This window comes from Tunturiibacter empetritectus (assembly GCF_014201375.1).
GTDB classification, from domain to species: Bacteria; Acidobacteriota; Terriglobia; order Terriglobales; family Acidobacteriaceae; genus Edaphobacter; species Edaphobacter lichenicola_D.
In genome coordinates, this window is the sequence record NZ_JACHDZ010000001.1 from 122,154 (window position 1) to 147,531 (window position 25,378).

21 protein-coding genes and 1 tRNA gene are annotated in these 25,378 nt (G+C 55.9%); 9 read left to right on the plus strand and 13 right to left on the minus strand.

Translation table 11 applies throughout. From position 1 onward, the window contains the following. Positions 1–123: 123 nt before the first annotated feature. The 6 genes from HDF10_RS00640 to HDF10_RS00665 all read right to left on the minus strand — a co-directional run bounded on the left by HDF10_RS00640 (position 124) and on the right by HDF10_RS00665 (position 8,974). On the minus strand, positions 124–2,355 hold the full coding sequence (locus tag HDF10_RS00640) for an alpha/beta fold hydrolase (RefSeq protein ID WP_183809494.1): 2,232 nt from the start codon (positions 2,353–2,355) through the stop codon (positions 124–126). A gap of 98 nt (positions 2,356–2,453) precedes the next feature. Further along, positions 2,454–3,008 carry a chlorite dismutase family protein gene (locus HDF10_RS00645; RefSeq protein WP_183809496.1) on the minus strand — a complete coding sequence of 185 codons (555 nt, stop codon included), beginning with the start codon at positions 3,006–3,008 and terminating at the stop codon, positions 2,454–2,456. A gap of 67 nt (positions 3,009–3,075) precedes the next feature. Then, a complete protein-coding gene (gene pyrG / locus HDF10_RS00650) occupies positions 3,076–4,719 on the minus strand; it encodes a CTP synthase (protein WP_183809498.1) in 1,644 nt (547 codons plus the stop codon). 153 nt (positions 4,720–4,872) lie between these two features. Next, positions 4,873–6,054 carry a carboxypeptidase-like regulatory domain-containing protein gene (locus HDF10_RS00655; RefSeq protein WP_183809500.1) on the minus strand — a complete coding sequence of 394 codons (1,182 nt, stop codon included), beginning with the start codon at positions 6,052–6,054 and terminating at the stop codon, positions 4,873–4,875. A gap of 276 nt (positions 6,055–6,330) precedes the next feature. Then, positions 6,331–7,077, minus strand: coding sequence for an NAD-dependent epimerase/dehydratase family protein (locus HDF10_RS00660; protein WP_260177522.1), 747 nt, complete (start codon positions 7,075–7,077; stop codon positions 6,331–6,333). 37 nt (positions 7,078–7,114) lie between these two features. Continuing rightward, the gene (locus tag HDF10_RS00665; protein ID WP_183809502.1) at positions 7,115–8,974 is read right to left on the minus strand and encodes an LssY C-terminal domain-containing protein; all 1,860 of its coding nucleotides are present in this window, start codon (positions 8,972–8,974) and stop codon (positions 7,115–7,117) included. Positions 8,975–9,103: 129 nt separating this feature from the next. Here HDF10_RS00665 and HDF10_RS00670 point away from each other — a divergent pair, with 129 nt between their 5' ends. Genes HDF10_RS00670 through HDF10_RS00680 form a run of 3 tightly spaced genes read left to right on the plus strand, consistent with a single transcriptional unit; the run spans position 9,104 to position 10,632 of the window. Then, positions 9,104–9,556, plus strand: a complete 453-nt coding sequence (locus tag HDF10_RS00670; protein WP_183809504.1) for a YraN family protein — start codon at positions 9,104–9,106, stop codon at positions 9,554–9,556. Next, the gene (locus tag HDF10_RS00675) at positions 9,550–10,083 is read left to right on the plus strand and encodes a DinB family protein (RefSeq protein ID WP_183809506.1); all 534 of its coding nucleotides are present in this window, start codon (positions 9,550–9,552) and stop codon (positions 10,081–10,083) included. Before HDF10_RS00670 ends, HDF10_RS00675 begins: the two co-directional genes overlap by 7 nt. 54 nt (positions 10,084–10,137) lie before the next feature. Beyond that, positions 10,138–10,632 carry a hypothetical protein gene (locus HDF10_RS00680; protein ID WP_183809508.1) on the plus strand — a complete coding sequence of 165 codons (495 nt, stop codon included), beginning with the start codon at positions 10,138–10,140 and terminating at the stop codon, positions 10,630–10,632. Between the two features lie 49 nt (positions 10,633–10,681). On the opposite strand, the gene HDF10_RS00685 is transcribed toward HDF10_RS00680, so the two are convergent. Together HDF10_RS00685 and HDF10_RS00690 are read right to left on the minus strand one after the other, a co-directional pair. Further along, positions 10,682–11,830: a glycosyltransferase family 4 protein gene (locus tag HDF10_RS00685; protein ID WP_221271328.1), complete on the minus strand. Its 1,149-nt coding sequence runs from the start codon at positions 11,828–11,830 to the stop codon at positions 10,682–10,684. Between the two features lie 78 nt (positions 11,831–11,908). Continuing rightward, entirely contained in the window at positions 11,909–12,718 is an 810-nt protein-coding gene (locus tag HDF10_RS00690) for a 2OG-Fe(II) oxygenase (RefSeq protein WP_183809512.1), read from the minus strand. A gap of 360 nt (positions 12,719–13,078) precedes the next feature. Here HDF10_RS00690 and HDF10_RS00695 point away from each other — a divergent pair, with 360 nt between their 5' ends. Both HDF10_RS00695 and HDF10_RS00700 read left to right on the plus strand, forming a co-directional pair. Further along, positions 13,079–14,083 (plus strand): glycosyltransferase family 2 protein, encoded by a 1,005-nt coding sequence (locus tag HDF10_RS00695; RefSeq protein ID WP_183809514.1) that lies wholly within the window; start codon positions 13,079–13,081, stop codon positions 14,081–14,083. Between the two features lie 98 nt (positions 14,084–14,181). Beyond that, on the plus strand, positions 14,182–15,102 hold the full coding sequence (locus tag HDF10_RS00700; RefSeq protein WP_183809516.1) for a glycosyltransferase family protein: 921 nt from the start codon (positions 14,182–14,184) through the stop codon (positions 15,100–15,102). Between the two features lie 157 nt (positions 15,103–15,259). On the opposite strand, the gene HDF10_RS00705 is transcribed toward HDF10_RS00700, so the two are convergent. Continuing rightward, entirely contained in the window at positions 15,260–16,174 is a 915-nt protein-coding gene (locus HDF10_RS00705) for a glycosyltransferase family 2 protein (protein ID WP_183809518.1), read from the minus strand. Between the two features lie 435 nt (positions 16,175–16,609). On the opposite strand from HDF10_RS00705, the gene HDF10_RS00710 reads away from it, so the two are divergent. Both HDF10_RS00710 and HDF10_RS00715 read left to right on the plus strand, forming a co-directional pair. Next, on the plus strand, positions 16,610–17,287 hold the full coding sequence (locus HDF10_RS00710) for a class I SAM-dependent methyltransferase (protein WP_183809520.1): 678 nt from the start codon (positions 16,610–16,612) through the stop codon (positions 17,285–17,287). Positions 17,288–17,391: 104 nt separating this feature from the next. Next, positions 17,392–18,768: a lipopolysaccharide biosynthesis protein gene (locus tag HDF10_RS00715; RefSeq protein ID WP_183809522.1), complete on the plus strand. Its 1,377-nt coding sequence runs from the start codon at positions 17,392–17,394 to the stop codon at positions 18,766–18,768. Between the two features lie 292 nt (positions 18,769–19,060). Here the strand turns inward: HDF10_RS00715 and HDF10_RS00725 are convergent. Continuing rightward, positions 19,061–19,136 (minus strand) — tRNA-Ile (locus HDF10_RS00725). Between the two features lie 831 nt (positions 19,137–19,967). Between HDF10_RS00725 and HDF10_RS00730 the strand changes: the two genes are divergently transcribed. Further along, positions 19,968–20,600, plus strand: coding sequence for a hypothetical protein (locus HDF10_RS00730; RefSeq protein WP_221271331.1), 633 nt, complete (start codon positions 19,968–19,970; stop codon positions 20,598–20,600). A gap of 517 nt (positions 20,601–21,117) precedes the next feature. After that, positions 21,118–23,184, plus strand: a complete 2,067-nt coding sequence (locus HDF10_RS00735) for a PP2C family protein-serine/threonine phosphatase (protein WP_183809526.1) — start codon at positions 21,118–21,120, stop codon at positions 23,182–23,184. A gap of 48 nt (positions 23,185–23,232) precedes the next feature. Here the strand turns inward: HDF10_RS00735 and HDF10_RS00740 are convergent, their stop codons facing one another. From HDF10_RS00740 to HDF10_RS00750, 3 genes are read right to left on the minus strand one after another with little or no spacing between them, the layout of a single operon-like run. Next, complete coding sequence (locus tag HDF10_RS00740; RefSeq protein WP_183765013.1) at positions 23,233–23,598, minus strand: STAS domain-containing protein; 366 nt, start codon at positions 23,596–23,598, stop codon at positions 23,233–23,235. Between the two features lie 12 nt (positions 23,599–23,610). Further along, positions 23,611–24,054 (minus strand): ATP-binding protein, encoded by a 444-nt coding sequence (locus HDF10_RS00745; RefSeq protein ID WP_311732621.1) that lies wholly within the window; start codon positions 24,052–24,054, stop codon positions 23,611–23,613. 8 nt (positions 24,055–24,062) lie between these two features. Then, a complete protein-coding gene (locus HDF10_RS00750) occupies positions 24,063–25,211 on the minus strand; it encodes a PP2C family protein-serine/threonine phosphatase (RefSeq protein WP_183809528.1) in 1,149 nt (382 codons plus the stop codon). Between the last annotated feature and the right edge of the window lie 167 nt (positions 25,212–25,378).

The following is a 25,378-nucleotide window of genomic DNA, read 5'->3' on the forward strand; positions in this document are numbered from 1 at the left end:
GATGACAACAAGAACGGCAGCGGCAACGGCGCAGATCCCATTTGGGGATGATAACCAGAAAGGCAACCGCAACTGCAACCACAACGCCTATGTAACTGCTATCGCAGAGGTTGGGGGATGGGGTTAGGGTTTGAGGTAGGTTTCGAAGTGCCAGAGGATGCGGTTGAAGAGCTCGTCGCGTGCGGTGGGGCCGGCGATGGAGTGGGTTTTGCGGGGGAAGAGCTGGAGGTCGTAGGGGATGCCGGCGTCGATGAGGGGCTGGAGGAACTGGATGGTGTTGGCCATGTGGACGTTGTCGTCGCCGGTGCCCTGGGCGATGAGGAGATGGCCTTTGAGTTTGGCGGCTTCGGTGGTGGGGGAGTCGGTAGTGTAGGTGGTGGCGTTGGCGGCGGGGAGGCCGAGGTATCGCTCGGTGTAGATGGAGTCGTAGTTGCGCCAGTCGGTGACGGGCGCTACGGCGACGCCTGCGCGGATGCGGTCGGTGTGGGTCATGGTGTAGAGGGTGAAGGTGCCGCCCCAGCTCCAGCCCCACCAGCCGATGCGCTTGGGGTCGAGCTGCGGGTATTGGGTGAGTATCTGGTCGAGCGCGGCCATCTGATCGGAGAACTGGACAGGGCCGAAGTTGCGGTAGGCGGCCTGTTGGAATTCGCGGCCACGACCTCCGCTGCCTCGGGTGTCGACGTCGAGAACCGCGTAGCCGTGCTGAGCGAGGAGCTCGTTGAAGATCTGGCTGGCGCTCCATGAGTTACGAATGCTGCTCTCGGGGGTGGGTCCGTTGTAGGGGTTGAGGATGAGAGGAACGGAGATGGAGGTGGGACTTGTTGAGGAGGGAAGAGTGAGGCGGCCGTAGAGCTTGGTTTTTCCGTCTGCTGCAGTCACTGAGACGATGGCACTGGTGACAGTCGTGGCTGGGGGAAGGGGCTTCGACTTCCAGATGGGAGAGCAGTTTCGAGTTACGTTGCAGAGACTGATGACGGGCGGGGTGATGGCGTCGCTGTAGTAGTCGCTGAAGTGGGTGCCGTCGGGGGAGGTCTTTGTGCCGTGTGTGCCACGCCCGGCGGCGAGCTGATCTTTTGCGGTGCCGTCGAGTTTGATGGACCAGAGATTGTCTTCGAGAGGCGAGCCCTCGTTGGAGGTGTAGAAGACGGTGCTGGATTTTTCGTCGATGCTGTTGACGGACTCGACCTCGTAGTCGCCCTCGGTGAGCTGGCGGGTGAGGGTGGCGTCGGCGGCGAGGGGATGGTGCTCGTCGAAGTTGTAAAGGTAGAGGTGGGTGTGGCCGTCGCGCCAACTGCTGATGAGGAAGCGACCGCCGGAGAGGATGTTGAGGTCGGTGCTGAAGTTGAGGTATTTGGCGTCGGTGTCGGTGTAGACGAGGCGGGTTTTGCCGGATCGGGCGTCGGCGAAGTAGAGGTTGAGGTGCTGCTGGTCGCGGGTGAGGACTTCGAGGTAGATGGTGTTGGCGTCGACCCAGCCGAAGCGGGGGATGTAGTCGTTGTTGGGGCTGAAGGGAACTTCGAGGAACCTGGTCTTGCCACCTTTGGCGGCGACGATGCCGACGCGGACGGCGGGGTTGGGGTCGCCGGGCTGGGGGTAGCGCTGGCTGTCGATGGTGGCGTGGGTTGGGATCCAGTCGGTTATGGGGTACTGCGGGACTTTGGCCTCGTTCATCTGGAGGTAGGCGATGGATTTGGAGTCGGGCGACCAGAAGTAGTTGCTGCGGACGTCGAGCTCTTCGAGATAGACCCAGTCGACCTCACCGTTGAGGAGGGTGTCGGTGGTGTCGCGCGTCAGGGCCGTCTCCTTGCCTTGGGCGGCTACGGGATGGACGTAGAGATTGTGGTTGTGGAGGTAGGAGACGGACTTTGCGTCGGGGGAGAACTTGGGGTCGTCGCCAGAGCCCTCGTGGGTGTCGACGATGAGGGCGCCGGTTCCGGCGGCGATGTCATAGAGCCAGAGACGGCCGCCGTTGTCGAGGAGGAGATGTTTGGAGTCGGCTGCCCAGAGGTAGGCGGACATGCCGTAGCGGGCGCGATGGTCTGCGTCTTTCTCGTTGACGGCGGCGGCGGTGAGCTTGCTGAGCTGCTCGGCGGTGGCGAGGACGCTGGCGTGGCCGGTGGCGGCTTCGATCTGGACGATGTCGCCGGTCTTGCCGGTGGTGTCGTCGTCGGAGGCGATGTAGGTGAGGAGCTTGCCGTCGGGGCTCCAGTCGATGCCGTGGGGCGGGGTGCCGGTGAGGTTTTTGTTCGCATCGGCGATGGTGCGGAGGCCGGGGTCGGTGGCGGGTGTTGTCTGGGCGATGGCGCAGGTGGCGGAGAGGCCGAGAAGGAGTGCAGCTCGCAGAGGGAGTGGCATGGTTGGGACAAGTCTACAGAGAAGGCAGGCTTGGGCCAAAACTTCCCGCTTTGCGTCGGCTGTTTAGCCCTGTTGCGATAAGGTTGGCGGCGTGAGGTTTATGCGCGGACGAGGCGGATGTCGATCTCGCGGTCGACGTATTGCCATTCTCTGGAGCTGCGGAGGCGGCTCACGAGTTTTTCGAAGATATCGCAGTGCTCGGGGGCGTACTCGAACCAGGTGAGGAAGTCGAAGGGTTGGGCGAGGTCGCGGCTGTGGAGCAGGCGGCGCGCGATGGCGGGGAGATACTCGAGGCCGATGCCTATGTGGCTGGATTGCTCTTCGAAGATGCTGCGGCGCTCGTCCTGGGGGAGATCCCACCAGTCTGCTGTCTTGCGAATGGGGATGAGCGCGGCGCGTGTTGCCTGACGGCGGTGAAGGCCTTGCTGCTTTTGAAGGAGCGCGCCGGATTCGGATCGTTTGGTGTACCGGATGTGGCTGGTTACGCCACGCAGGGTCCAGAGGGGTGCTTCGACGGGGTCGAACTCGCAGCCTTCAAGGACGGTGAGTCTTTCTGCTGGTTGAAGACCGTCGCCGGCGACGCATTCGATTCGATCAATGCGCCAGGGGCCGGATGCTCCGGCGACGAATGAGACTAAGAGGGGTCTTGCCATAACGCTCCCTGACAGGTGCGCATGGTTCGACTCCGGGCTCGGTTTTTGGTTACAGGGCTTCCAGGGGTTACAGGGCTTCCAGACTGGAGGAGGTCGCGATCTCGTGGCGGATGGCGAGGCGGTTCTGGTAGCTTGCGGCGATGAAGTCGCGGAAGAGCGGGTGCGGCTCTAGCGGCTTGGATTTGAACTCGGGGTGGAACTGGCAGCCGAGGAAGAAGGGGTGGGTGGGGATCTCTACGATCTCGACGTAGGTTGCGTCGGGCGTGGTGCCGGTGATGCGAAGACCGGCACCGGTGAGGATGGCCTCGTACTCGCGGTTGAACTCGTAGCGATGGCGGTGGCGCTCGCTGATCTCGGTCTTGCCGTAGGCGTGAGCGGCGAGGGAGTCGTGCTCCAGGACGCAGTCCCAGGCACCGAGGCGCATGGTGCCGCCCATCTCTTCGACGCCGGTGAGCTCGCGGAGTTTGTAGATGATGCGGTAGGGGGTGGCGGGGTCGAACTCGCCGGAGTTGGCGTCCTTGAGGCCGCAGACGTTGCGCGCGTACTCGATGCAGGCGGTCTGCATGCCGAGGCAGATGCCGAAGTAGGGGACGGCTTCCTCGCGGGCGTAGCGGATGGCGTTGAGCATGCCTTCGATGCCGCGCTTGCCGAAGCCGCCGGGGACGAGGATGCCGTCGAAGCCTTGAAGCTGGGCGGCGTAGTCGGGGGTTTCGAGACCTTCGGCTTCGAGCCAGGTGACGCGGAGCTTGAGGTTGTGGGCGAGGGCGCCGTGGACGAGAGCTTCCTTGAGGGACTTGTAGGAGTCTTCGTACTCGACGTACTTGCCGACGATGGCGATGGAGACTTCGTCTTTGGGGTGGTAGGCGCGGCGGACGATGTCCTGCCAGCGGGAGAGGTCGGGGGTTTTGGCTTCGATGCGGAGGTACTTGAGTGCGAGGGTGTCTACGCCTTCGGCTGCGAAGGTGAGGGGGACCTCGTAGATGCTGGCGACGTCGCGGGCGGCGATGACGGCGGGCTCTTCGACGTTGCAGAAGAGGGCGATCTTGTTGCGCATCTCGCGGGGGACGGCGCGGTCGGAGCGGCAGAGGAGGATGTCGGGCTGGATACCGATGGAGAGCATCTCTTTGACGGAGTGCTGAGTGGGCTTGGTTTTTAGCTCCTGCGCGGCGGCGATCCAGGGGATGAGGGTGACGTGGACGAAGCAGGTGTTCTCGCGGCCGAGGTCCTGGCGCATCTGGCGGATGGCTTCGAGGAAGGGGAGGGATTCGATGTCGCCGACGGTGCCGCCGATTTCGACGATGGCTACTTCGCAGTCTGCGGCAACCTTGCGCATGGCGTTTTTAATCTCGTTGGTGACGTGCGGGATGACCTGGACGGTCTTGCCGAGATAGTCGCCGCGGCGCTCTTTGGTGATGATCTGCTCGTAGATGCGGCCGGTGGTGAGGTTGTTGTCGCGGGTGAGCCTGGCGTGGGTGAAGCGCTCGTAGTGGCCGAGGTCGAGGTCGGTCTCGGCGCCGTCGTCGGTGACGAAGACTTCGCCGTGCTGGAAGGGCGACATGGTGCCGGGATCAACGTTGAGATAGGGGTCAAACTTCATGAGGTTGACCTTGATGCCGCGGGCCTCTAAGAGACAGCCGATAGAGGCTGCGGCGAGACCCTTGCCGAGCGAAGACACGACTCCGCCAGTTACAAAGATGTACTTTGCAGACATGTCCGCGACCTCTTTATATGTATTTGAAATTTGTGCAGGATGGGCACGGTTAAGTATCGCAGGGTCCGGGCCGGGAAGCAATGGGTTGACTTTTTAGGGGGAAGTCAGGTTGAGTCGTGAGATTTTTTTTGGAGTCAGGCGAACGCGATTCTTCTATTTTCCGGGGAGGGGAGTCTTCGGGATGCCGCGTGAGAGCTTCTTGACGAGGAACTCCTGAATGAGGGAGGAGGCTGCGCCTGAGGCGGTGTCGATGAGCCCGTTTCTGATGGTGAGTCCTGCTCCGTTGCGATCGCTGGACGGGTAGTAGAGGTTGGAGATGCCTGCGGAGGCGAAGTTGCCGAGGATGAAGGAGTAGTTGGGTTGCCAGTGGCCGTTGTCTCCTTTGCAGATGAAGGCAGTGGACATGGCATAGAGAGCACGCGAGCGAATGGTTCCGGTGCCTTTGTAGAAGTAGCGCGGGTCCTGATGGAAGACGGAGGGAAGGATCGCGTTGCCGAGGATGTTGCCGATGAAGCCGTCGCCGTAGGAGGCTCCGAAGCGCTTGAAGTAGCCTGCGGTGCCTTGGCCGTAACCGCTGAAGGTGTCCTGAGACTGCTCGGTACCTGCGATGATTGCGGGGATGGCGAAGGAGACGGGATCGTAGGCGGTTCTCCAGGCCAGGCGGAACTTCTGGCCGGAGCTTAGTGGCACTGCGTCCCAGTTGTAGGATACGTAGAAGTTTGGGAAGACGCCAAGGACGCGCTGTTTTTCTTCGAGCGATACCTGCTCCTCGGCGATGTCGTGGCGTGTGAAGTTTACATCGACGTTTGTCATGGCAGAGGACATCTGCAGCGAGATGTTTGGCAGCTCGTACAGTTGGCCTTTTTGCAGGACAAGGGATGGGGATACCCAGTTCGCAAAGCCTGCTGAGATGACCGCTACCTTGAAGGTGCCGGGGTTGACTGCGGTGAAGCTGAAGGAGCCGGTTGCGTCGGTCGAGAGGGTGCGTTGGGGCCTGGAGTCGAGGAATTGGATCGAGACGAGAGCGCCTTCGACCTGGGCTCCGCTGGGGTCTAAGACGGTGCCGCTGATGCTGCCGGCGGGTTGCTGGTCGGATGAGATGAAATTGGCGGATTGCTGTTCGGGTGCTTCTGGCAGTTCGTCGTCCGGGGGGGCGGGGAGGGGGGCGAGGGTGGCGATCTGCGGGATTGTGGTTGTTGGCGTTGAGGTGATTGGCCGCGAGGGCGATGTGAGGTTGGATTGGCGGGAGAGCGTCTGCGCGTGAGCATACGGGCTGAGCATTGAGAACAGCAAGGTGGTCAGCAGAAGGGGGCCCGGATTACGCAAATCATGCATATCAGCGATGTTTCCAATTGTAGATGTCCACGCTCGATGTTTCACGGGAGGTGCGAGTGTGGGAGCCGATCTTGCTGACGGGATTGATCTTCCTAATCTTCTTGATCTTCGCTCTTGAATCTGCGATCCCGCAATCACCCATCGGTCCGATCACCTGGATTGGCCGGACGGGAGCTGTTGTTGCATTGGATTCAATATCACTCTTAGAGTTTGCAACCATCGGATGGTTGCAACGGTATGGTTCTTATTTTTAGAGGAGTATTGCGTCGGGGTTTTTTACAAGGTGTTGATGTCTTTGGGCTCCAGGACGGGGCGAGGGAAGCCGTGTTTGGCGACCAGAAGCATGGCGCGGCCTACCTGTTCGGTGGTGCCGACCTGCGCGGGGAAGGCTCGTCGCATGAGGGGGAGGATCGGCGTCAGGACGGAGTAGAAGATACGGTACGACTTCGTTTTGGAGACGATGCCGTGGAGCGGCTGGATGAATCCGATGCGGAACATGTAGGCAGCTTTGAAAGGAAGTTTGAGGATGTCGTTTTCGGTTTTGCCTTTGACGCGAGCCCACATGGTGCGACCGCGTTCGGTGCCGTCGGTTCCGGATCCTGAGACGTAGAGGAATGTCATGGAGGGGTTGAGCTTTGCCAGGGTTGTTGCAGCGGCGAGGGCGAGGTCGTGGGTGACGTGGGTGTACTGTGCCTCGGACATGCCGGCAGAGGTGACGCCGAGACAGAAGAAGCAGGCGTCGTAGCCGGTGAGGTCGGCTTCGATGGTGGAGTAATCGAAGAGATCCTTGTGAACGAGTTCGCGGAGCTTGGCGTGATGCTGGCCGGTTGGGCTGCGGCCGATGGTGAGGACCTGCTTTACGTCGGGGTCCAGCAGACACTCGCGTAGAGCGCTCTGGCCGACCATGCCAGTTGCGCCGAAGAGGATCACGTTCATCGGGTTGCCCTCAGTTTGAGTGCGCGCAGTTGTGGATGCGGCGCGGATCATCGACGTTAGTGGTGCGGATTGCGTCGATGGTTCCATGCTACAGGTGTGTGGTTCGAGGGATGGTGATTTGCTGCTAATGGGACTGCAAGACTGGGGACGGTGGGTTGAGGATGTTCGGTTTGGTGGGGCCGAGCTCTACGATCGAGAGCTGGCCGTCGGTGAGCAACTCGTCGCCGGTTGCGTTGGCGGTCTTCTTGGGGGCGTGCGGGCGGTCGACCAGCGCGTAGGAGGTTGCGGTGCCGGAGTAGAGGAGATCGGTTTCAATCCATTCGCGTTCGCGATCGACGTGGGGATCGATGCGGTGGGACCACTTTGTCTTCGCTTTTGCGGTTGAGATGGCGATGTCGTGGGTGGCGGCTCCGATCCAGACGTCGCGTCCCTGATAGGTTCCGGGCTCCTTCCAGATGCGGATGTGATGCCGCTTGGCAAAGGTGTCGAGGGACTTTTGAAAGACGAGATCTGGCGGTTTGCCGTTGATGGTTAGGAGAGACACGGGAGCGTTGGTGTACCCGGCGCCGCGAATGGTCGCCTGGACGGACTTTGCTGCAGAGCCCATGCTGAGGGAGTCCGCCTCGAACCATCCTGACTCCTTAAAGGCTGCTTCGAGTTGTTGCCGGGAGCCGAGGAACATGAGATTGGTTACGTCGGAGGGCTTGTTGTCTTTGGTGTAGACGCGTAGAGGGGCCGCGGTAACGAGCGCCTTGAGCGGTGCATCGACCGGCAGTACGGGCCAGCCTGACCAGGTGTCGCGGGTCTTCAGCATGGAGGGCCGGACGACCTGGATCTGCAGGTCGGTTCCTGCGGGGAAGAGAATCTCGCGTCGAATGGAAAGGCCGTAGACCGCGGAGACGCCTTTGATGGTGTATCCCGCGATGGGATTGACCATGCTGAGACCGGCGAGAGCGATGGATCCTTTGGTGGAGGCGTGAGGCTGGATGATGCCGAGGATCTCGTTGTTGCGGACGGTCTCGCGGGCGTTATCGACATCGAGGACTCGTGCGTAGAGTGGCGAGCGTGTGCCGTCGGCGTGAATGATGTTGGAGAAGTCGAGGACAAGGCGCGGGCGAGAGTATTTGTCGGGAGCTTTTTGCGCGAAGAGGACGGTTGCCTGAACCTTCGTGCCGGGGGCGATGACGAGTTCTCCGTTGGGGCAGGCGATATTTTCTCCGCTCTTGCAGAGGGGATAGGTGACGGTGCCTTCTACGGGGTCGCCGGTGCGGGAGTGTTCGCTGTAGACGGGGCCGTTGAGGCGGACGCTCAGGGTTTGGCCGGGGGCGAGATCGGCTTTTCTTGACTGCGCTACGCTGGCGGCGATGGTGTGCGGCATGTCGCCGTTTTCCTGATTGAAGAAGTGGAAGAAGGCGGTGAGAAATCCGCTGGTTGCACCGTTTTCTATCAGCAGGGTCTGGATCTCGAAGTTTGGGGAGTAGAGGAGGTAGTCGAGCGCGGTGTCGTTGTAGATGTCTTCGCGATTGATCTCTACGCCGTGTTGGATGAGCTGGTCTGCGATGCCTTCGTAAGCCACGATGATCTTCGGCTTGATGTTGTAGCTGGAGCCGAAGATGGTCCAGTGAAGCGCGGTGCGGCCGTACTGGTCGGTTGCTTTGACGTCGGCTCCGTCTGCGATTAGTTTTTTGGCTTCGGTGAGCCGGTCGAGGATGGGCTGCTCCTTGGTTTCGCGGGTGGCCTGGTAGAGCTTTTGAATGAGCGGTGAGGTGTGCGAGAGGTCGAGGGTTACGGCGGCAGTGTCCAGCTCGTCGTCCGGTGTCTCCTGGGTGTCGACGGTAGCCTCGGCGGCTTCGGGCGGCGATTGTTGATCTGCTTGAGCTGATGGTGCTGGCTGGCTCTGGGCAATCGCTTGAACTCCCGACGCGGGTCCGAGAGTTAGGAATATTCCAAGGAGAAAGAGCGGTGCTCTCGATGCGCTTGGCATTTGTGACCTCTGATTTTCAGGGGGCCCGTATCTGAGTGTGGAACAGGGAAGAGTTGGCGTAAGGACAGCGGTTCCAAAGCCACGTATTCTAGTCGGAGATGGTGGCTGAAATCATATACGAGAGGACGGATGACAGCTACGGTGTGGATTGATCTTCAGGCTTGGGCGATGCGCAGGCTGGATTCTCTGAGTGTCCGTCGCGAAGGGGGGCCTGCTCATCTTGTGACGGGCGAGCAGGGCGAACGGGAGGCTCTGTTCCATCTGCGGAAGTTGGGGTACACGGTCGTAGCGCAGAGGTGGAAGACGGCGAAGGTGTGGGGGGATATCGACCTGGTGGGGTGGGATGGGCCAACGTTGTGCTTTGTCGAGGTGAAGGCGCGCGGTGCTAGGGATGGGATGACGGCGGAGTCGGCCGTGGACCGGGACAAGCGAGAGATGCTGCGGAGGATGGCGCGGGCTTATCTGAAGGGATTTCCGGAGAAGCTGAGGGGCGATGTTCCAGTGCGGTTCGATGTGGTGTCGGTATACTTGCTGCCAACTGGAACTGAGTTCGAAGTGTACAAGGGAGCGTTTGGATGGTGATGTATGCACAGGAGTCAGATGCTGCGCTGCTGGATTCAGCCGAGTTGAGCGAGCGGCTTGCGACGGTGCTGCGTGAGTGGATGCCGGGGCTGGTGACACTCTCCGAGGCTGAGGCGAGCGTGCCGGAGCGACCGGGCAAGTGGAGCGCGAAGCAGGTGATCGGGCATCTTATCGATTCAGCGGTGAATAACCTGGGGAGAGTTGTTCGATTACAGATTGAGCCGGGACAGAGCGAGTCAGGGTATGAGCAGGTGGAGTGGGTAAACCTGCAGCACTACGCCGAACGCGAGTGGGCGCAGGTGCTGGCGCTTTGGTTTGCACTGAATGAGCATATGGCGTGGACGGTTCGACATATTGAAAAATCGAGTCTGAGAAGCGTCGGGTTGATTGAAGGGGAGTCGTTGACGCTTGGGTTCCTGATCGAGGACTACGTCGCACATATGCAGCATCACTTGCGACTGATGAAGGTATGGCTGGGAGCCGGCGATAAGGTGGGGTCGTCCGAAATGGACGGGGCCGGTGTCTAATAAATTTGATCTGTTTTTGATCTACTTGTTTTTGACCCACAAGGATGAGGAACTATGACACTGCTGAATGCACCGGAATTCGACAACCGCCGCGAGACACGAAACCGTAATTTGTTGATCGCTTCCGGTGTTCTGATTGCGCTGTTGGTCGTATCGGGGATGGGTGGATTCCTGTTGGGACATGGGTGGTTCTTTTCGAATCTTCCGGCCGAGCATAAGGTAAGCAACTTCTTCAGCGCTCTGGAGGCGCAGGACTATGGCAAGGCGTTTGCGATTTATACAAACGACCCGGACTGGGAGCAACATCCCGAACGCCATGTGGACTATCCGCTGAAGAGATTTACCGAAGACTGGACGACGGCGAGCCCTGTAGGTGGACCGATTCGTTCTCATCACGTGGATATTTCGAAGACCGATGGGACGGGGGCGTTTGGAAGCGGGATCATTGTCGCAGTGCGGGTGAATGGCGACCATAAGATTTTTATGTGGTACGAGCGCAAGGATGGAACGCTGACGGAACCGGCGCCGCATGAGCTTCAGTACGACTGATGTGGCCGTTAAGCTCATACCGCTTCGCGCAGCCTGGATTTTTGCTCTTCTACACTAGTTCCGCTATCGCGTTATCGAGCGTATCCCGATACACGCGGATGGTACAGGCGGCGGTTTTTTGCCATGTGAACCCAGCGGCCTGGAGGAGGGAAGCTTTATTCAGTTCTTGCCGTAGAACTGAATCCGAAAGCAGGCGATTTAAAGAGAAGGCAATCTGTTCGACATCCATTGGATCCACCGCTAATGCTGCGACTCCAGCAACCTCTGGCAAGGAGGATGTGTTGCTGGTGAGAGTGGGAATTCCACAGGCAAGAGCTTCAAGCACAGGAAGACCGAAGCCCTCGTACAAAGAGATATACGCAAAGACGTCTGCGGCGCAGATGAGGAATCGCTTATCTTCTTCGGCTACGAAACCGGGAAAAAATATACGTGCTTCCAACTGCAGCCGACTAACGCACTCAAAGAGCGAGTCATACATCCATCCTTTTGAACCTGCTATTACTAGTGCGGTATCCGGATGAAGGGCAGCTATCTCCGAGAACGCTTCGACCAACCGCACAAGGTTTTTCCGAGGTTCGATTGTTCCCACATACAAAATGAAACGCGAGGGTAGACCGTACTTATTCCGGACTTGCTGGAGAGGCTCCTGATCCCAACAAGGTGAGAAACTATCGCTTTTGCCATGATGTATTACGACGGAAATACCCTTCGGCGGCCCGAACCTTGCTATCAGATCGCTTCGAGCGGATTGAGAGACGAAGATCAGAGCGTCTGCGAGCCTGGCTGCAGCTCGAATAAAGGCTCGGTAATAAAGCCTCTTAAAAGTCAGGTGCACTTCGGGCATCGAGAATGATGTCATGTCATGAATTGTGACAACGTTCTTTGCTCGGCCGCTGATGAGAGGAAAAGAGTAGTGGAGGGAATGCACAACATCGATATGGTGCTTCCACAAGATAAGAGGCAAAACCACCTGTTCGAAGATTAAGCGAATCAGCGGTGTTCGCAGCAAATTAGAGGGAACCCACAACACCGTGACATTCGGCAAGCTCTGGTAGTCGAAGTCAGAGTCATCATCCTGGGCGAGAACAAATAGATGTATTTTGTCATTCGATACCAACAGATCGATTAAGCTCTTTGCATATACGCCAACGCCGGCCTTCCTCTTAGTCACTCCCATTGCATTGATAAGTATTCTCATGACCATTTAAGTCGAGTCAACGATTCGATAACAAACACGTTAATTGCACGCTGATTTTGTCGAGCGGCTTCCAGTGGGTTAGCTCTTTTCGTAAACGTGCTTGTTCTCTACGATACCCTTCTTGAACACTTTGCGAATACCTTGCCGCAGCGCTATGTCGCCCTGTAGTACCAAATCGCGTACCGGCTGCTCAGGCCTGCCCCTAAACGAGGTCACATGAAAATACTCGTGATTTTCTAGGGGTTTCGGGGAAAAGTAATAGTTGGAGACGCAGCAACGCGAGCGGTCCACTTTCACCTCGCTCACGGAATGCCATGATTTTTTGTGAGTGGCCATCAGTGCAAGACGATTGAAATGACTTGTAATCTCTCGCGGCGCACCCTTAGGGCCGTCATCCCACAACTCCAGGTTTCCACCGTGCTCGTGGCCCCAGTCTGGGGTCACGTAGTAAAGCAGATTGAGGACACGGTAGACCTCGCGCTTGATGTCATGAGAGTTATCGAGATGTGGGTTAAGGAAGTTTTCCTTCGCCATGAGGCTGATTCCGCCCGCATACAGCTTATCGTCGGGGACCATGTCACGGATGCCGGTAATTTCTGCGACCGCGTTCAGGACACCTGGCTCCTGAAATGCATAAACGATCTCTTCAAGTATTGGGGCATATTGATTCATCTGTGCGGCAACATGCTTGTTTTCGCGCAGGCTCTTCTTGAGCATCATCTCGCTCTTGTCGGGAAAGGCGTTGCATATCTCCAACGCAAGTTCTTTCGGTAAAAGGTCATCGACATAGCAGCTTTGCACCACATACTTTGGAAATTCCTGCCGCAGCCGGTCAGCTTCGGCTCTGAGTCGTGTTTCGATAAGGGCGGCGTACTCTCTGCGGTTCATGTGGCCAACTCCTAATCCTAATAAGACGCGTTCTGCGATCGTCAAATCGCATTGATACTAGAAGAGAGTATAAAGGAATTGACCCATGTGTAAGTAGCGCGCCACCGCTGAACCTCCCTTTGGCACAACTCGGCAAGCCTCTCTCAATGGGATTGTCGCGCAAGAAAAAAGACAATTTTTATTTATAATGAGGTGCGCCGCTCCACCTCGTGGTCGAGGAGGCAGCGGCTGCATATTGGTGGGACTCAGTGACGCCAAATCAGCATGGCTCTTGCTGTCGGTTCGCGGCATTCTCGGAGTGCATCGGAGCGCGGATGTCTCAAGGGGTTGATTTTCAAAAGAAACCGACGGAGAGATTTGGTGCGTGACGACGTGCGATTTTCAGTCGCAATGTGTACTTATAACGGGGAAAAATATCTTGGCGAACAGCTAGAGAGCATTGCTCGTCAGGAGTTGCTGCCGGAAGAACTCATTATTTGTGATGATTGCTCAATCGATGCCACTTTGAGCATCGCAGAGAGGTTCGCAGCTGAGAGTCCCTTTGCTGTGCGTATCGTTCGCAACCAAAAGAACCTAGGCTACAGTGGTAACTTCGCGCGGGCCATCGAGCTTTGCACTGGAGAGCTTATCGCGCTCTGCGATCAGGACGACGTCTGGTATCCACAGAAATTGAAAAGGCTGAAGGAGTTGTTCCTTAATGATCCTTCCGTCGCGGGCGTCTTTTCAAATGGCGACCTGATCGACTCTTCGTCGCGGCGTTTGGGAAAAGATCTTTGGGGAAGTTTCCAATTTGATGCATTTGATCAAGAGCACTTTCGATCAGGACAGGCTGTGGAGGTTTTGGTGAGAAGGAATGTCGTTACAGGCATGACCTTGGCTATCCGCAGTTCATCGAAGAAAGAACTTCTCACAATGCCATCGAACTGGAATCACGATGCGTGGCTTGCGCTGATGCTGGCGGCACACGCTAGATTGATAGCTTGTCCTGAGCATTTGGTTGCTTACCGCATCCATGCAAACCAACAGATCGGCGTGCCTATTTCGCTCGGCGAGAAGTGTCGTTACATCTTGTCATACGGCGTGAGTGCGTATATTCAGCTCTCACGCGATCGCAACCAAAAAGTATATCGAGAGAATGCTCTCCAATTCGACGCCCTGCAGGTGTCTTTGGAAAAACAGGGTAACCCCGGGGATGACCATCTGTTGATCGAAGCATGTGCCAAGGCAGAACACGCTCATCGTGGGGATGCACTCTTATCGCTTAGTAGATGGAGACGATTGCCCACTGTCCTGGGTCACCTGCGGAGTTATAAGAAGTACTCGCCGACTGGATTGGATGCCGCACTCCGGGATCTTATTTTGTGAGGGCGATCTGCAGAGTGAATGGGTTTTCTATGGAGGCGGATTAGTGCGTCACCCAAAGTTATAATGAAAGTCGAAAGGCCTAGCAATCTACCATCCGCATGGATTCCCCTGCCCAGTTCGCTATTCCACGTGATGCAGGAACAAACATCTTCGCTGTCATTGTTCTTTACAAGAAGCTGGTAGCCGCGTCTCCCACGGTACGGACACTGCTCGAAGCAGCCCGTGCGGCTTCTAATCGACTGCGGCTTACTGTTTTGATTGCCGATAATACGCCCGGAGGCCAAGACCCAGGCTCTCTTCCGGATGGAGTGCGATATTATGCAGAGCCTGATAATCCCGGGCTGGTGGTTCCTTATAACAGGGCGTTAAAGATGGCCGAGGAAGAAGGCTTTACCTGGTTGCTGACCCTCGATCAGGATACGAACCTCCCGGTGGACTTTCTTACGAAAATCGAGGTTTATGCAAAGCTCTATGCTTCTGACACTCGAGTTGCAGGCATCGTTCCTCGTATAGCAGATCGCGGAAGACTTATCTCTCCCTTCCGTTTTGTGGGAGGTTTTTTCCCGAAGGTTCTTGCGCCGGGGATGCAGGGTATCTCTAAGCGATTTACTTCGGCGCTCAACTCGGCGTCGATGCTTCGTGTTTCTGACGTCCGTATGCTCGGTGGTTATGATTTGCAATTTCCGCTGCATAACAGCGACACCAATCTCTTTTATCGTCTGGATAAAGCGGGACAACGGCTGGTTGTAGCTGGGGATATCCTGGTAAACCACGAACTCGCGATCATGGACCGTCAAGGACGCATGACTCCAGAACGGTACAGGCGACTTCTGGCGGATGAGCGGGCGTTCTGGGACCTTCATATGGGAGTTTTAGCCAGAGCGGAGAGATTGCTGCGGCTCATGGGACGGGTGTGCAAAGATTTTGTCCGAAGTGAAAATCGAGACTTTCGTGCGATCTCACTGGATGAGATCAAGCTCCGATTGCTGACGCGCAGGCGAAATCGGATTAGGTGCTGAAGGGAGGCTGAGCCGGGTGGGAGCGGTGAACGGTTATAGCTGCCATACCCATGCCCTAAGAGCGTGCTCGTTAGCCGATGACTAAATTCCAATGTAATAGATTTTAGAACCGCTCTGAGGACAGCGACGTGCAAGCCTACGAGCTTAGGTGGCCGCCCTACTGTTTTGATTCCAGATATCCACGTTGCTGATGGCTTCGCAGAAGCATAGCGTGTAATTTCCCGGGCTTCAGTGGCCCTGAAAGACGGTCGACTGACGACGTGAGCATCTCTAAGAGCAGGGGACGAGCTCCTAAAATCGTACAGATTTTCGCCTTTATATCCTTAGCCGACATATCCCGAGCAGAAGGCCAGATCTGGTGAAACTGTCGCTGTGAACGGCCGAGGGTGTGCATTCTTCTGACAGCCTGCAGGAAAGTGGTTGGGTGGACGTGGGAAGCGATCGCATCAGGAAGAAAGGTGAGGTGCATTTGATCCCGGGTTACCAGCCGAAATCCGAGTTCTATGTCCTCCCAGGCAGCGGCTTTAAAGCTTTCGTCAAAGGGGTTGGCTTGAAATAAACGCGTTTTGAACGAGAGATTGCTGGTGTAGAAATGCTGCCAGGTTGGGGTGAGTCCGGCAGTGAGTCTTCCGTAGTCGAACTGAATCTCTTCGTACCATTCCATGAAGGGTGTGATCTCTTGGTAAACCGTGTCCCATTGTGTCCGACCAAGACCGACCGCCTTACTGTCCGGGTTCGTTCGGTGAAACTGGAGATGAGCGTCCAGGAGATTAGGAGTCGCGAGAATATCGTCGCCAATCAGAAGACAGATCTCCTTTGAGACATGTGCAATCGCCAGATTCCTCGCTCGCGCAGGTCCGGAGTTTTGCTGATGCAGGACCTGTAAACGAAGAGGGCTATTCTCCTGGATCTCAGCTAACGCTGCCTCGGTGCCGTCGGTCGATCCATCATTGACGATGATTACATCGAAGTCAGCTATCGTCTGCGCCTCTAAATGCTCCAAGCAAAGTCGCAGAGTCGACAAGCGATTGAAGGTGGGGATGATGACCGTCATCGCACTGCTACTGGTCATAGGATCTCCGGACGAGATGAGGATTGTTGGTAGACAAGCCCGGAACGGCCACAGGAGATTTTAGTGGGTGGATGTGGCTGCTTGGAATCGTCGATCTCATTGCGCTTGTTCAAAACTACTCACTTCACAAGTTTACCGCACCAGTCGCCATCCTTTCGGGCCGTATTCGGACGCAAGATCGAGCGAGAGTTTATCTTTCGCGTTTGCGGTCGGGTCGTGCCGGGTTATCTCTGGTTTGGGATTTCCATCGGAAAGAGACAAGCTGCGAGTCGATGAATCGCATCAGCGGCTGGCGCAAACGGGCATTTGATAGATAAGGAAATTGTATAATTTTTGCTATGCTATCTTCCGGTTCTCCAAGAATTTGGAGTGAGGTTGCGGTTCTTATTCTTGTGCGAACGACCGTAGGTCGCCGCCTACCATGTAAAGGATCTAATGCTTAACTGGGCCGCCAGGTACTATCCGATTGCGCGAATTTTGAAAGCCCACGGGATGTTCGAGGAGGGATCCGTACTCGAAATTGGTTCTGGCCCTGTCGGTCTTGGGCGATTTCGTAAAGTTCCTTTTGTCGGTTGCGATGTTTCCTTCCCCTTTGAGCCATCATGGCCTATGACCCCCATGGTCGCTTCTGCGGCGGAGTTGCCAGTAAAGGACAACGCATTTGATGTCGTTCTCGCATCGGATGTACTGGAGCATGTTCCACCTGATCTAAGAAAAGTGGTGATAGGGGAGGCTCTGCGTGTTGCACGCAAGCTTGTCATCTTCGGATTTCCGTGTGGCAAGCTGGCCTGGGAGTCGGATCGCGAGTTGCTGAACGTTTACGTGAAATCTAATCGGACCCCCCCAGGTTGGCTAAGCGAGCACATGGATGCACCCTTCCCTGAATCGGAGATATTTGAAGGACTTGATGGTTGGGAGATGCAGCAACAGGGCAATGAAAGCATTGCCTTCCACTCGTGGCTGATGCAGAGAGAGATGTCAGGAATCTTTAATCGGGCCTCTTCGCTGGGGATGCGAGTGGCGCCTTCTCTTGTTGAGGCGCTGCTGCGCCAAGCGGATCGAGGGCCATTTTATAGACGGATTTTTACCCTACGAAGCACTGAGAATGATTAAACACTACTTCGTTAGAGCGATCTCAACCTCTATAAAGGTTTTCTCACGTTCACGATGCTCCGTGCCGAGGCTGCACAATTAGGTTCCCTGGGAGCAGGTTTGCCATGACAACCGTAAGATCTGACGATTCTCGTGGCGATCCTCTATTGGAGACAGTTGATGAAGCGACGCCTCACCCATTGAGAGCGAAGGTCCGTCGAGTGTTTCGGATTGTATTTCATTTCTTTCTTGGTCAGGGAGCGCTTCAGGGAATCAATGTTGTCATTGGTGTTTTTCTTATACGCGTCTTGAGCGTTAATGATTATGCGAAATTCGGTTTGGCTTCAGGATTTCAGGCTACGACCTCGATCTTGATGGACCTAGGTTGTGCCAGCACGATCATACCTTTGGTTGGCGATCGGGCTCTGGATCCGCTAGTAGTGGGTAGATATGTGCGAGGGGCGAAGTCTCTCCGAGACACTGCATTTTGGGTGTTGTCACCGTTTGCAGCTCTCGTCTTCTTGATCATCACTCATAGACAGAAGTGGCCATGGCCTATTCAGATCACCCTGTTGATGACGGTTCTTCTTGCGCTCTATTCGAGCGGCCCAGTCTCTTACTATTCAGCTCCTTTGTTTCTTCACAGACGGTTGCGCGATTATTACGTTCCACAAACGATTTCGAACATATGCAGATTAGGTGCTTATGTCGTTCTGAGTGTTTTAGGTGCACTCAATTCGTGGACTGCGGCTGGATTGAGTGCATTGAACATCACTTTTAATGGCCAACTCCTTGAGAGAAAGAGCCGACAGTTCTTCACTTGGCCACAGACTAACGACCTGTCAATCCGGAAGGAGATCGGTCGTTATGTCCTGCCTGCTTCGCCGGCCATTATTTTGGGAGCTTTTCATGGACAGGTTGCGTTATTTCTAATCAGTATCTTTGGCAATACGGTGAGCATCGCTGAGGTCGCGGCGTTAGCACGTCTCGGCCTCATCTTCAACTTCCTGATGACGTTCAATATAGTGATCGTCGAACCGTATATAGCTCGCTTGCAGCGGGAACGGCTGCTTCTCAGTTATTTCCGGCTGATTTTCTTCGCTGCACTCAGCTGTGCTGGACTGGTTCTATTTTCTTTTGCCGTTCCGAATGTCTTCCTATGGCTTTTAGGGCCGAAGTATGGCGGTCTACGCGGGTTGATCGGATGGGTGGTTCTAACGGCATGCGTCAACTACGTTGCTGGATTGATCTGGATTATGAACCGCTCCCGCAAGTGGGTGTTCTGGCGAGGGACGATTGCGGAGATTGGCCTGCTACTGCTCGTTCAAGTTGGATTTGTAATCCTCTTTGGAGTACGAACTACTCGAGACGCAGTTATGTTTAACCTTGCTTCCAGCTTCTGTTATGTTTTCGCTCATTCGTACGTAGCAGTCTACGGCTTTTTGAAGAAGGACGAGAACCCCGTGCCGGAGCTCGCACCTGATCCACCTATGACGGATTGATCAGGTGCTCGTGTTCTGGTCGCTCGTCTTGGCAGTACGGGCACTCGTTCTCCTGCGCCACGGCCAGCGCCAGAATCTCACGCTGACGGGCGGAAGGGCGACCATACGAAAACGCCTTCGACTGGCTGACTCGAAGCAAGCCTGGCATTGTCAAGAATCAAAGCTGATCTGAATCCGCGCAACGTCACAACCAAACCGTCCAGATCCAAAAAAGATCGGTCCAACTTGCAGGTGCTGCTGGCCTAATCCCACACCATACCGTCAGTGCACTGAGAAGCGGGGAATTGAGATCTGGTGGGCCCGGAGGGATTTGAACCCCCAACCAAGGGATTATGAGTCCCCTGCTCTAACCGTTGAGCTACAGGCCCTTCGATACCTTACGATCCTTCGAGACGCGCTGTGTTGGGATTTTGTGGAGGTCGGAGCCCCCTGCCCGTTCCAGAGCCCTACGACTGAACGTCCGAGCCGGTCAAAGGCGAGTTGCACAGACTCCGGCGGCAGGAATATATCGCTGGCTCACTGTCACGCTGGAATGACCGGCCAGCTCTTTGATTGTAAATGCATCGGTGACCGCCTGACTAAGCGAGGTCGATACTCGATTCACCCGAGGAAAGAGTGTTTCCAGCGAAGATGTCTTCGTCGTCAGGTTCAGTGAAGCCGCGATTGTGAACGCTCCTTGGACAGGTAGCTCGGGCGCGCTCTCGTCCCGAATTTAGTGGCGCTTGAAGCAGCTACTCAGTTCAGAGCCATAAGTGTGTCTGCCGTGGACTCCGATTTTGGAAGAGGATTGCTGTTAAATCCAGTTTCGGATTACCAGCGTTCTTCGCGGAGTTACTTCCACGTACTTTGGTGCTGTTTCAAGAGTTCAGCGATTCTCCTGCCACTTCATTTTGAACCTACTGTCGGTTGCACCAAACAGCGTTATCCATAGATGAAGTCGGGGGAAGTCGCCGCGGGTTTCCAGATGTCGTGAAAGGTACTAATACTTCCGTTTACCCTGCAATGTTCTGCGCATTGAGAACTATAGAGTCGACGATTCCACGGGATCTTTGGGGTTTTCCTTTGGCATGGCACGTGCTTGTTGAATGACACAACCAAGGGTCATAAACGATAAGGTCCACCGCGTGTACCGGCACAATTTCCTGATCCGAGCTGTGATTGCAGATCAACACATGAGTATTTCTGGAGGAATACAGAAAATGAAACATCTTCTTCGCGTCCTTTTTGTTCTGGCTCTGCTGTGTGGCGGTTCCAGCCTCGCCCATGCGAGCGGCATTGACTTCCGAATGACCGTTCTTGACCCTCCTTCGTGTGAACAAGGCAATACGTTTTGCCAAGAGTTCAATGGGGCAGATACCCTTCCCAGCGTTAGCCTTTCGACGGCTGCCTGCAACTCGGTTGGCATCAACCTTGGTCCGAACGCAACGCCGTACGGATGCTTTGTCCTGAGTAACTTTTCGGGTGAAACCATTGACAGCCTAACGCTTCATTTTCTTCTTGGGCCTCTTGGTAATCAGGATGCTAGCTGCGATTCACAGGGTCAGAGCGGAATTCCGAGTGCTCTAAACGTAGTGTCGTGTACTAATAACGAACAGACTGGGTTCTACGATCTCGTCTTTGGCGGTGGAGCAGGCGTTCCTACCGGCCAGAATCTCATTGTCTTCGAGCAAGGTGCGGACCCCAACCTGTTCCAGGGAGGAAACGGAACAGTTGGCGTTACACCTGAGCCTGACTCACTGCTATTGTTTTCGACCGGCGTCATGATGGCCGGCCTGTATATGTCGCGTCGGATCTGGACGACTTTCAGGAAAACTGCTGACGGCAATCGCTAAGCAGAAGAGGTTTCTGAAACGGTTGTACTGTTATGTGAAGTGAGAAGAAAGCCCGGGCTCAGGCCTGGGCTTATTCGTTAAGAGAGGCGTCGAGACTAATGAGCTTCACTGCCTGTCCGGATAGGCGGGCAGAGGTTTGTACTGGGACCGGGTGGTTCGCAACTAATGGGGAGCTGCTGTTACGTGGCCTGGATGGCAGATCGCGAGCCTGCAGCATTGCGGCACTGTGCCGCAAAGTCTCATCGTGTCAGAAAGATGACGTTGACAGGGGGGCTTCGATTTGCGTAACCTGCGGAGCAAGCACCCTGTGGGCTAACTACCTCCTCACCCGAATTTTCTTTGCCCGGCGATCGTTGGCACAGGGCTTTTTTGTAAGTCCCAAGAGAACCTCACTCGGAATCAGACGCGGGTTGATGTAAGGACAGTCGCAGCTGCCTTAGCGCAGTTCAGGGGAGCAGTGCTCGGGTTTTCATTCATGCTGACGGATTTTTTTCAACAGGTCTTGAGAGTTGCATCTATGCGCCGTGCAGGAATTTCGATTGTGTTGTTGCTGCTCCTCGGTTTTGCAGGTGTACTGCGTGGACAGAAATCCCCCGCAGTCCCTACACCTAGAAGTCAGCTCGAGGCCACGCTCGGAGACGGCACGGTAGAACTCTCTGGCCTGTGGAAGTTCCGCATGGGCGATAACATAGCCTGGGCGCAACCGGATTTCGACGACTCGAGTTGGGGGACGATCGATGTAACTCCGCCAGCTGGGTCGGCGAATCCGGAACTTGGCACCAGCGGATATATTCCTGGTTGGACGGCGAACGGCTACCCGAAACAGAGTGGGTTTGCGTGGTATCGGCTCAAAGTCAACGTACAGAGTTCTCATGGCAGGCTGGCGATCAAGATGCCGAACGAGGTCGACGATGCGTATCAGCTCTACGTCAACGGTCAGCTAATCGGCGAACTTGGCAGATTTGGCGCACATAAGGCAACGGCTTATAGCACGCTGCCCCGAGAGTTTCGACTACCGAGAGAACTTCGCAACGGACAAATAACTATTGCCGTCCGGATATATATGGACAGCGCGTCCCTCTTCCTTACTCCGGACGCCGGCGGGATGCATGAACCTCCGGTTCTTGGGCATGCCGGAGTGATCGGAACCCTGATTCAAATGGACTGGGACAATACCGCGCATGTTGTCGGCAGCGGCTTTCTCGAGATGCTGATTCTGCTCCTTGCGTGGATGGTAGCAGTCAGCCTTCTATCGATGGACCGTACCGAACCTTCGTACTTATGGCTGAGCCTGGTTTGCGCTGTCACGATTTTGGGTAATGGCGTCGTTCTCATCGTCAGCTTCGTACCATGGATTGCCCTTACGCCCGGAATTTTTCTGCAGTCTGTCATCATTGGTCCGATTCGAATCGGGCTTTGGGTCATCTTCTGGGGCTATTGGTTCCGGATCAGCCGGATGCATTGGGTTCATCGCATCGTGTGGACGCTTGTCGGTCTTACCATGATCGGAACGGCCATGATGAGTGCGCCGATTTATGGGGAACATATCCCGGTACGCGCGGCCGTCTACCTGCTACCTATTCTGTTAGGGCTTAGGCTTAGTTTTGCGGCACTCTTATGCGCGATTACGTTCCGAGGGATTCTCAAACAGAAGACTGAGGGATGGCTCGCCCTTTCGGCAGTCGTTCTGGTGGCTATCGCCCTTTTTCAGAGCCAGCTTCGCCTTCTTCATGTCCCGACCGCATTCAATATTCTCGGATTCGACGTTGAGTTGGGCACCATCTCGACGATCTTTTCCCTCTTTCTGATCACGGTCATGTTGGTTCGGCGATTCCTGAATACCCAGCGGGTCCGCGAGCAGTGGAAGGCGGAGATCGAACAGGCCCGGCAGATTCAACACGTGCTTATTCCAGAGCATCTGCCGCAGACACCTGGTCTTGCTATCGAAAGTGAGTATCGTCCGGCACGTGAGGTTGGCGGGGACTTCTTCCAGATCCTTCCTGTGCAGGAGGATGGCAGCGTACTGATCGTGGTTGGCGACGTTACAGGGAAGGGCCTGCAGGCTGGAATGCTCGTTGCGCTGATCGTTGGAGCAATACGCACGGCGGTTCAATACGACTCAGATCCCTTAGTCCTCATGAATAGCCTTAATGATCGGCTGTGGGGACGTGGCCGCGCCAGTGCGACCTGTCTCATCCTTCAGATCTGCACCGATGGACGGGTGACGCTGGCAAACGCGGGTCACCTGCCGCCGTATCTGAATGGGGTAGAGGTTGAGATGGGTGGATCACTCCCGATCGGTGTGGTGCCAGGTGCGGAGTTCTTTGTCTCCCATTTCACGCTGGAGCCAGGGGACACGTTGATGCTGATGTCCGACGGAGTCGCTGAGGCGCAGGATCAACAGAAGCAGTTGTTTGGGTTTGAGCGCATCGAGAAGATGCTGCAACAGCCTATCTCGGCCGCAGAGCTGGCGTCGGCTGCCCAGAACTTTGGGCAGGAGGACGACATTCTCGTGCTGCGGATTCAGCGCAGACTTCAGCCTGAGAATGTTCCCGATGAGAAGGGTATTCTGACAGCGACCTGAACGGCGGGTTTCAGCGGAGACGATTCGGTGGCTTAGCGTGGCTCAGGTTTATTCGAAGCCAGCACAGGCGGCGGCTTCGTCAGGGTAGAGTTTGGTGTACTTCGTAATGCCTACCATGGTGAAGACCTTTTGGAAGTGCGGTGTCAGGCCAAACGTCTGGACGGTTTGTCCTTTCTGACTTGCGGCGTAAAGCAGTTGAATGATCAGTGCGATGCCGCTGGAGTTGAGATACTCCACCTTGGAAAAATCGAGCAGGATGCGCTTGGATGTCTCGGGTGATAGTCCGCCGTATGTGCCGAGTACCGCAGGCTCGGACGAACTCGTAATATCACCGGCGAAACGCAGCACCGTGATTGGATCGCCAGAGGCGCATTTAACCTGCTCCATTTTGACTTTCGTACCTGAGTCCGCCATCTTGATCTCTCCTCAATCTCCAGTGTTGTTTAAGCGTATGACGAGTCGGGCGTAGCTTCCAGTGAGAGGCGCACTCACCCATTCCGCCTCGTCCACCAGAGACTGAATGAGAAACATTCCCATGCCACGACTAGCCTCTTCTCCGTGCATTTTTTTATCCATATCCGGAGCGTGAACTCCTTCCGGAGGCCCGGTGCCTGTGTCGAGCACCTTTACTTCAAGGGAACCCTCGTTCATGGAGAGAATGACGTCGACGATCAGAGATTCGTCGAGTTTGTTTCCATGCTCCATCGCATTGATGCAAGCTTCTGCGACAGCCGTTTTCAGGTCCTCAACTCGATCTGGAGCGAACCCCATCAGTTTCGCGACGCTGGAGGCGGTACTCATTGCAACTTTTTCAAAGCCGAGACGCGAAGGAAGACGCAGCTCGATGCTGTTCACGTTCTTTCCGTTCACTTCCCCTCCTACGGCTTCCGTCCAATTACGAGTGCGGTCATATCGTCTGATTGGTTTTCCTGATTGGAGAAAGCATCCAGAGTCTGCCAAATCGAGTTCAGTGTTCCAGTCGCGTCCGAGAGGCGGCAGGTGCGGAATGCGTCCATAAGGCGGTCCTGGCCGAATTCTTCGTCACCCTTAAACACCTCAGTCATTCCGTCGGTGTAGATTAGCAGCTTCGCCTTCTCAGACAGCACATATTTTTCCGCGGTGTAACCAGAGAAAGGCAACATCCCGACCGGAGTTCCGCTGGCCTCAATCAACTCAGGCATATCGCTGCCATTGAGAAGAAAGGCGGGATTGTGCCCGGCGTTAACTACTTCGACAGTATGGGTCTTTGGATCGAGCCTCAGGAACATGGCCGTGACGTAACGGCGGCGCGACTCCTCGCCTTCTTTGTAATGAAGAAGGTTCATATGTGTCGCCATGTCGGCGAGCGGCATCCCCGAGTTTGCGATGGCTCGTAAGGCCGCCCGAAACGAGCTGCCAACCAGAGCCGAGGCGAGGCCTTTGCCCGCGACATCGGCTACGACGATCATGTATTCCCCTGATGAAAGTTCCATAAGATCGAGGTAGTCGCCGCCGACCTCGTAGCAGGTTTGCGAACGACCCGCGATGCTGTAGCCCGAGATATTTGGAAACGTCTGTGGAAGGAGACTTCGCTGGATGTCACGGGCGCAGGAGAGGTCCTGTTTTACCCGCTCCATGTCCAGGGTTTGTTCATGATAGCGGGCGTTTTCAATAGCGACGGCAGCCTGGACCGCGAGATGCTCCAGGAAGTCCTGTTCGAAGAGGGAGAGCGGGGCGCCTTCGCGGGTGATGACAACCATTTCGGTGAGGACGGCGCCGTGGCGATCCAGCAAGGGGAAGCGGTAACAACCGCGTCTTGGATCAGAGGATGGCGGATGCAAGAGGAATCGCGGGGGAATCTCTCCGTAAGAGAACGGAAAGGCCGTGAAAAATGCACCCGCCATCTCAAGTTCGCGCACGGTGATCTGCAGGACGCTGCGGAGAACACTGTCCAATTCGATGGTGCTATGGATTCTGTGGGTCGTGTCCAGGAGTGCCTGTAGCCGTGCGATTTGCTGTTGAAGATGGAGACTGCTTTCGATTTCCATGGAACTGCTCCTTCACGTAACCCCTTTTCAGACGACGATAGAACTTTTTGTCGCATAGGTGGCAGGGTCAGCCCCTGCCGTCATCCACCGTTCTTCTATGCAACAGTGGCGCAAGCTCGACTGGAGCAGTGGTGGCAACAGATATCGACGTCTTGTAGGTCCTTTCA

Excerpts from the sequence above, each read along its gene's own strand:
- HDF10_RS00660 (WP_260177522.1), bottom strand. The coding sequence starts at position 7,077 with ATGGAACCATCGACGCAATCCGCACCACTAACGTCGATGATCCGCGCC.
- HDF10_RS00750 (WP_183809528.1), bottom strand. The coding sequence starts at position 25,211 with ATGGAAATCGAAAGCAGTCTCCATCTTCAACAGCAAATCGCACGGCTA.
- HDF10_RS00735 (WP_183809526.1), top strand. The coding sequence starts at position 21,118 with ATGCGCCGTGCAGGAATTTCGATTGTGTTGTTGCTGCTCCTCGGTTTT.
- pyrG (WP_183809498.1), bottom strand. The coding sequence starts at position 4,719 with ATGTCTGCAAAGTACATCTTTGTAACTGGCGGAGTCGTGTCTTCGCTC.
- HDF10_RS00685 (WP_221271328.1), bottom strand. The coding sequence starts at position 11,830 with ATGAGAATACTTATCAATGCAATGGGAGTGACTAAGAGGAAGGCCGGC.
- HDF10_RS00645 (WP_183809496.1), bottom strand. The coding sequence starts at position 3,008 with ATGGCAAGACCCCTCTTAGTCTCATTCGTCGCCGGAGCATCCGGCCCC.
- HDF10_RS00665 (WP_183809502.1), bottom strand. The coding sequence starts at position 8,974 with ATGCCAAGCGCATCGAGAGCACCGCTCTTTCTCCTTGGAATATTCCTA.
- HDF10_RS00680 (WP_183809508.1), top strand. The coding sequence starts at position 10,138 with ATGACACTGCTGAATGCACCGGAATTCGACAACCGCCGCGAGACACGA.
- HDF10_RS00740 (WP_183765013.1), bottom strand. The coding sequence starts at position 23,598 with ATGGCGGACTCAGGTACGAAAGTCAAAATGGAGCAGGTTAAATGCGCC.
- HDF10_RS00710 (WP_183809520.1), top strand. The coding sequence starts at position 16,610 with ATGCTTAACTGGGCCGCCAGGTACTATCCGATTGCGCGAATTTTGAAA.
- HDF10_RS00655 (WP_183809500.1), bottom strand. The coding sequence starts at position 6,054 with ATGCATGATTTGCGTAATCCGGGCCCCCTTCTGCTGACCACCTTGCTG.
- HDF10_RS00715 (WP_183809522.1), top strand. The coding sequence starts at position 17,392 with ATGACAACCGTAAGATCTGACGATTCTCGTGGCGATCCTCTATTGGAG.
- HDF10_RS00730 (WP_221271331.1), top strand. The coding sequence starts at position 19,968 with ATGAAACATCTTCTTCGCGTCCTTTTTGTTCTGGCTCTGCTGTGTGGC.
- HDF10_RS00670 (WP_183809504.1), top strand. The coding sequence starts at position 9,104 with ATGACAGCTACGGTGTGGATTGATCTTCAGGCTTGGGCGATGCGCAGG.
- HDF10_RS00700 (WP_183809516.1), top strand. The coding sequence starts at position 14,182 with ATGGATTCCCCTGCCCAGTTCGCTATTCCACGTGATGCAGGAACAAAC.
- HDF10_RS00640 (WP_183809494.1), bottom strand. The coding sequence starts at position 2,355 with ATGCCACTCCCTCTGCGAGCTGCACTCCTTCTCGGCCTCTCCGCCACC.
- HDF10_RS00705 (WP_183809518.1), bottom strand. The coding sequence starts at position 16,174 with ATGACCAGTAGCAGTGCGATGACGGTCATCATCCCCACCTTCAATCGC.
- HDF10_RS00690 (WP_183809512.1), bottom strand. The coding sequence starts at position 12,718 with ATGAACCGCAGAGAGTACGCCGCCCTTATCGAAACACGACTCAGAGCC.
- HDF10_RS00675 (WP_183809506.1), top strand. The coding sequence starts at position 9,550 with ATGGTGATGTATGCACAGGAGTCAGATGCTGCGCTGCTGGATTCAGCC.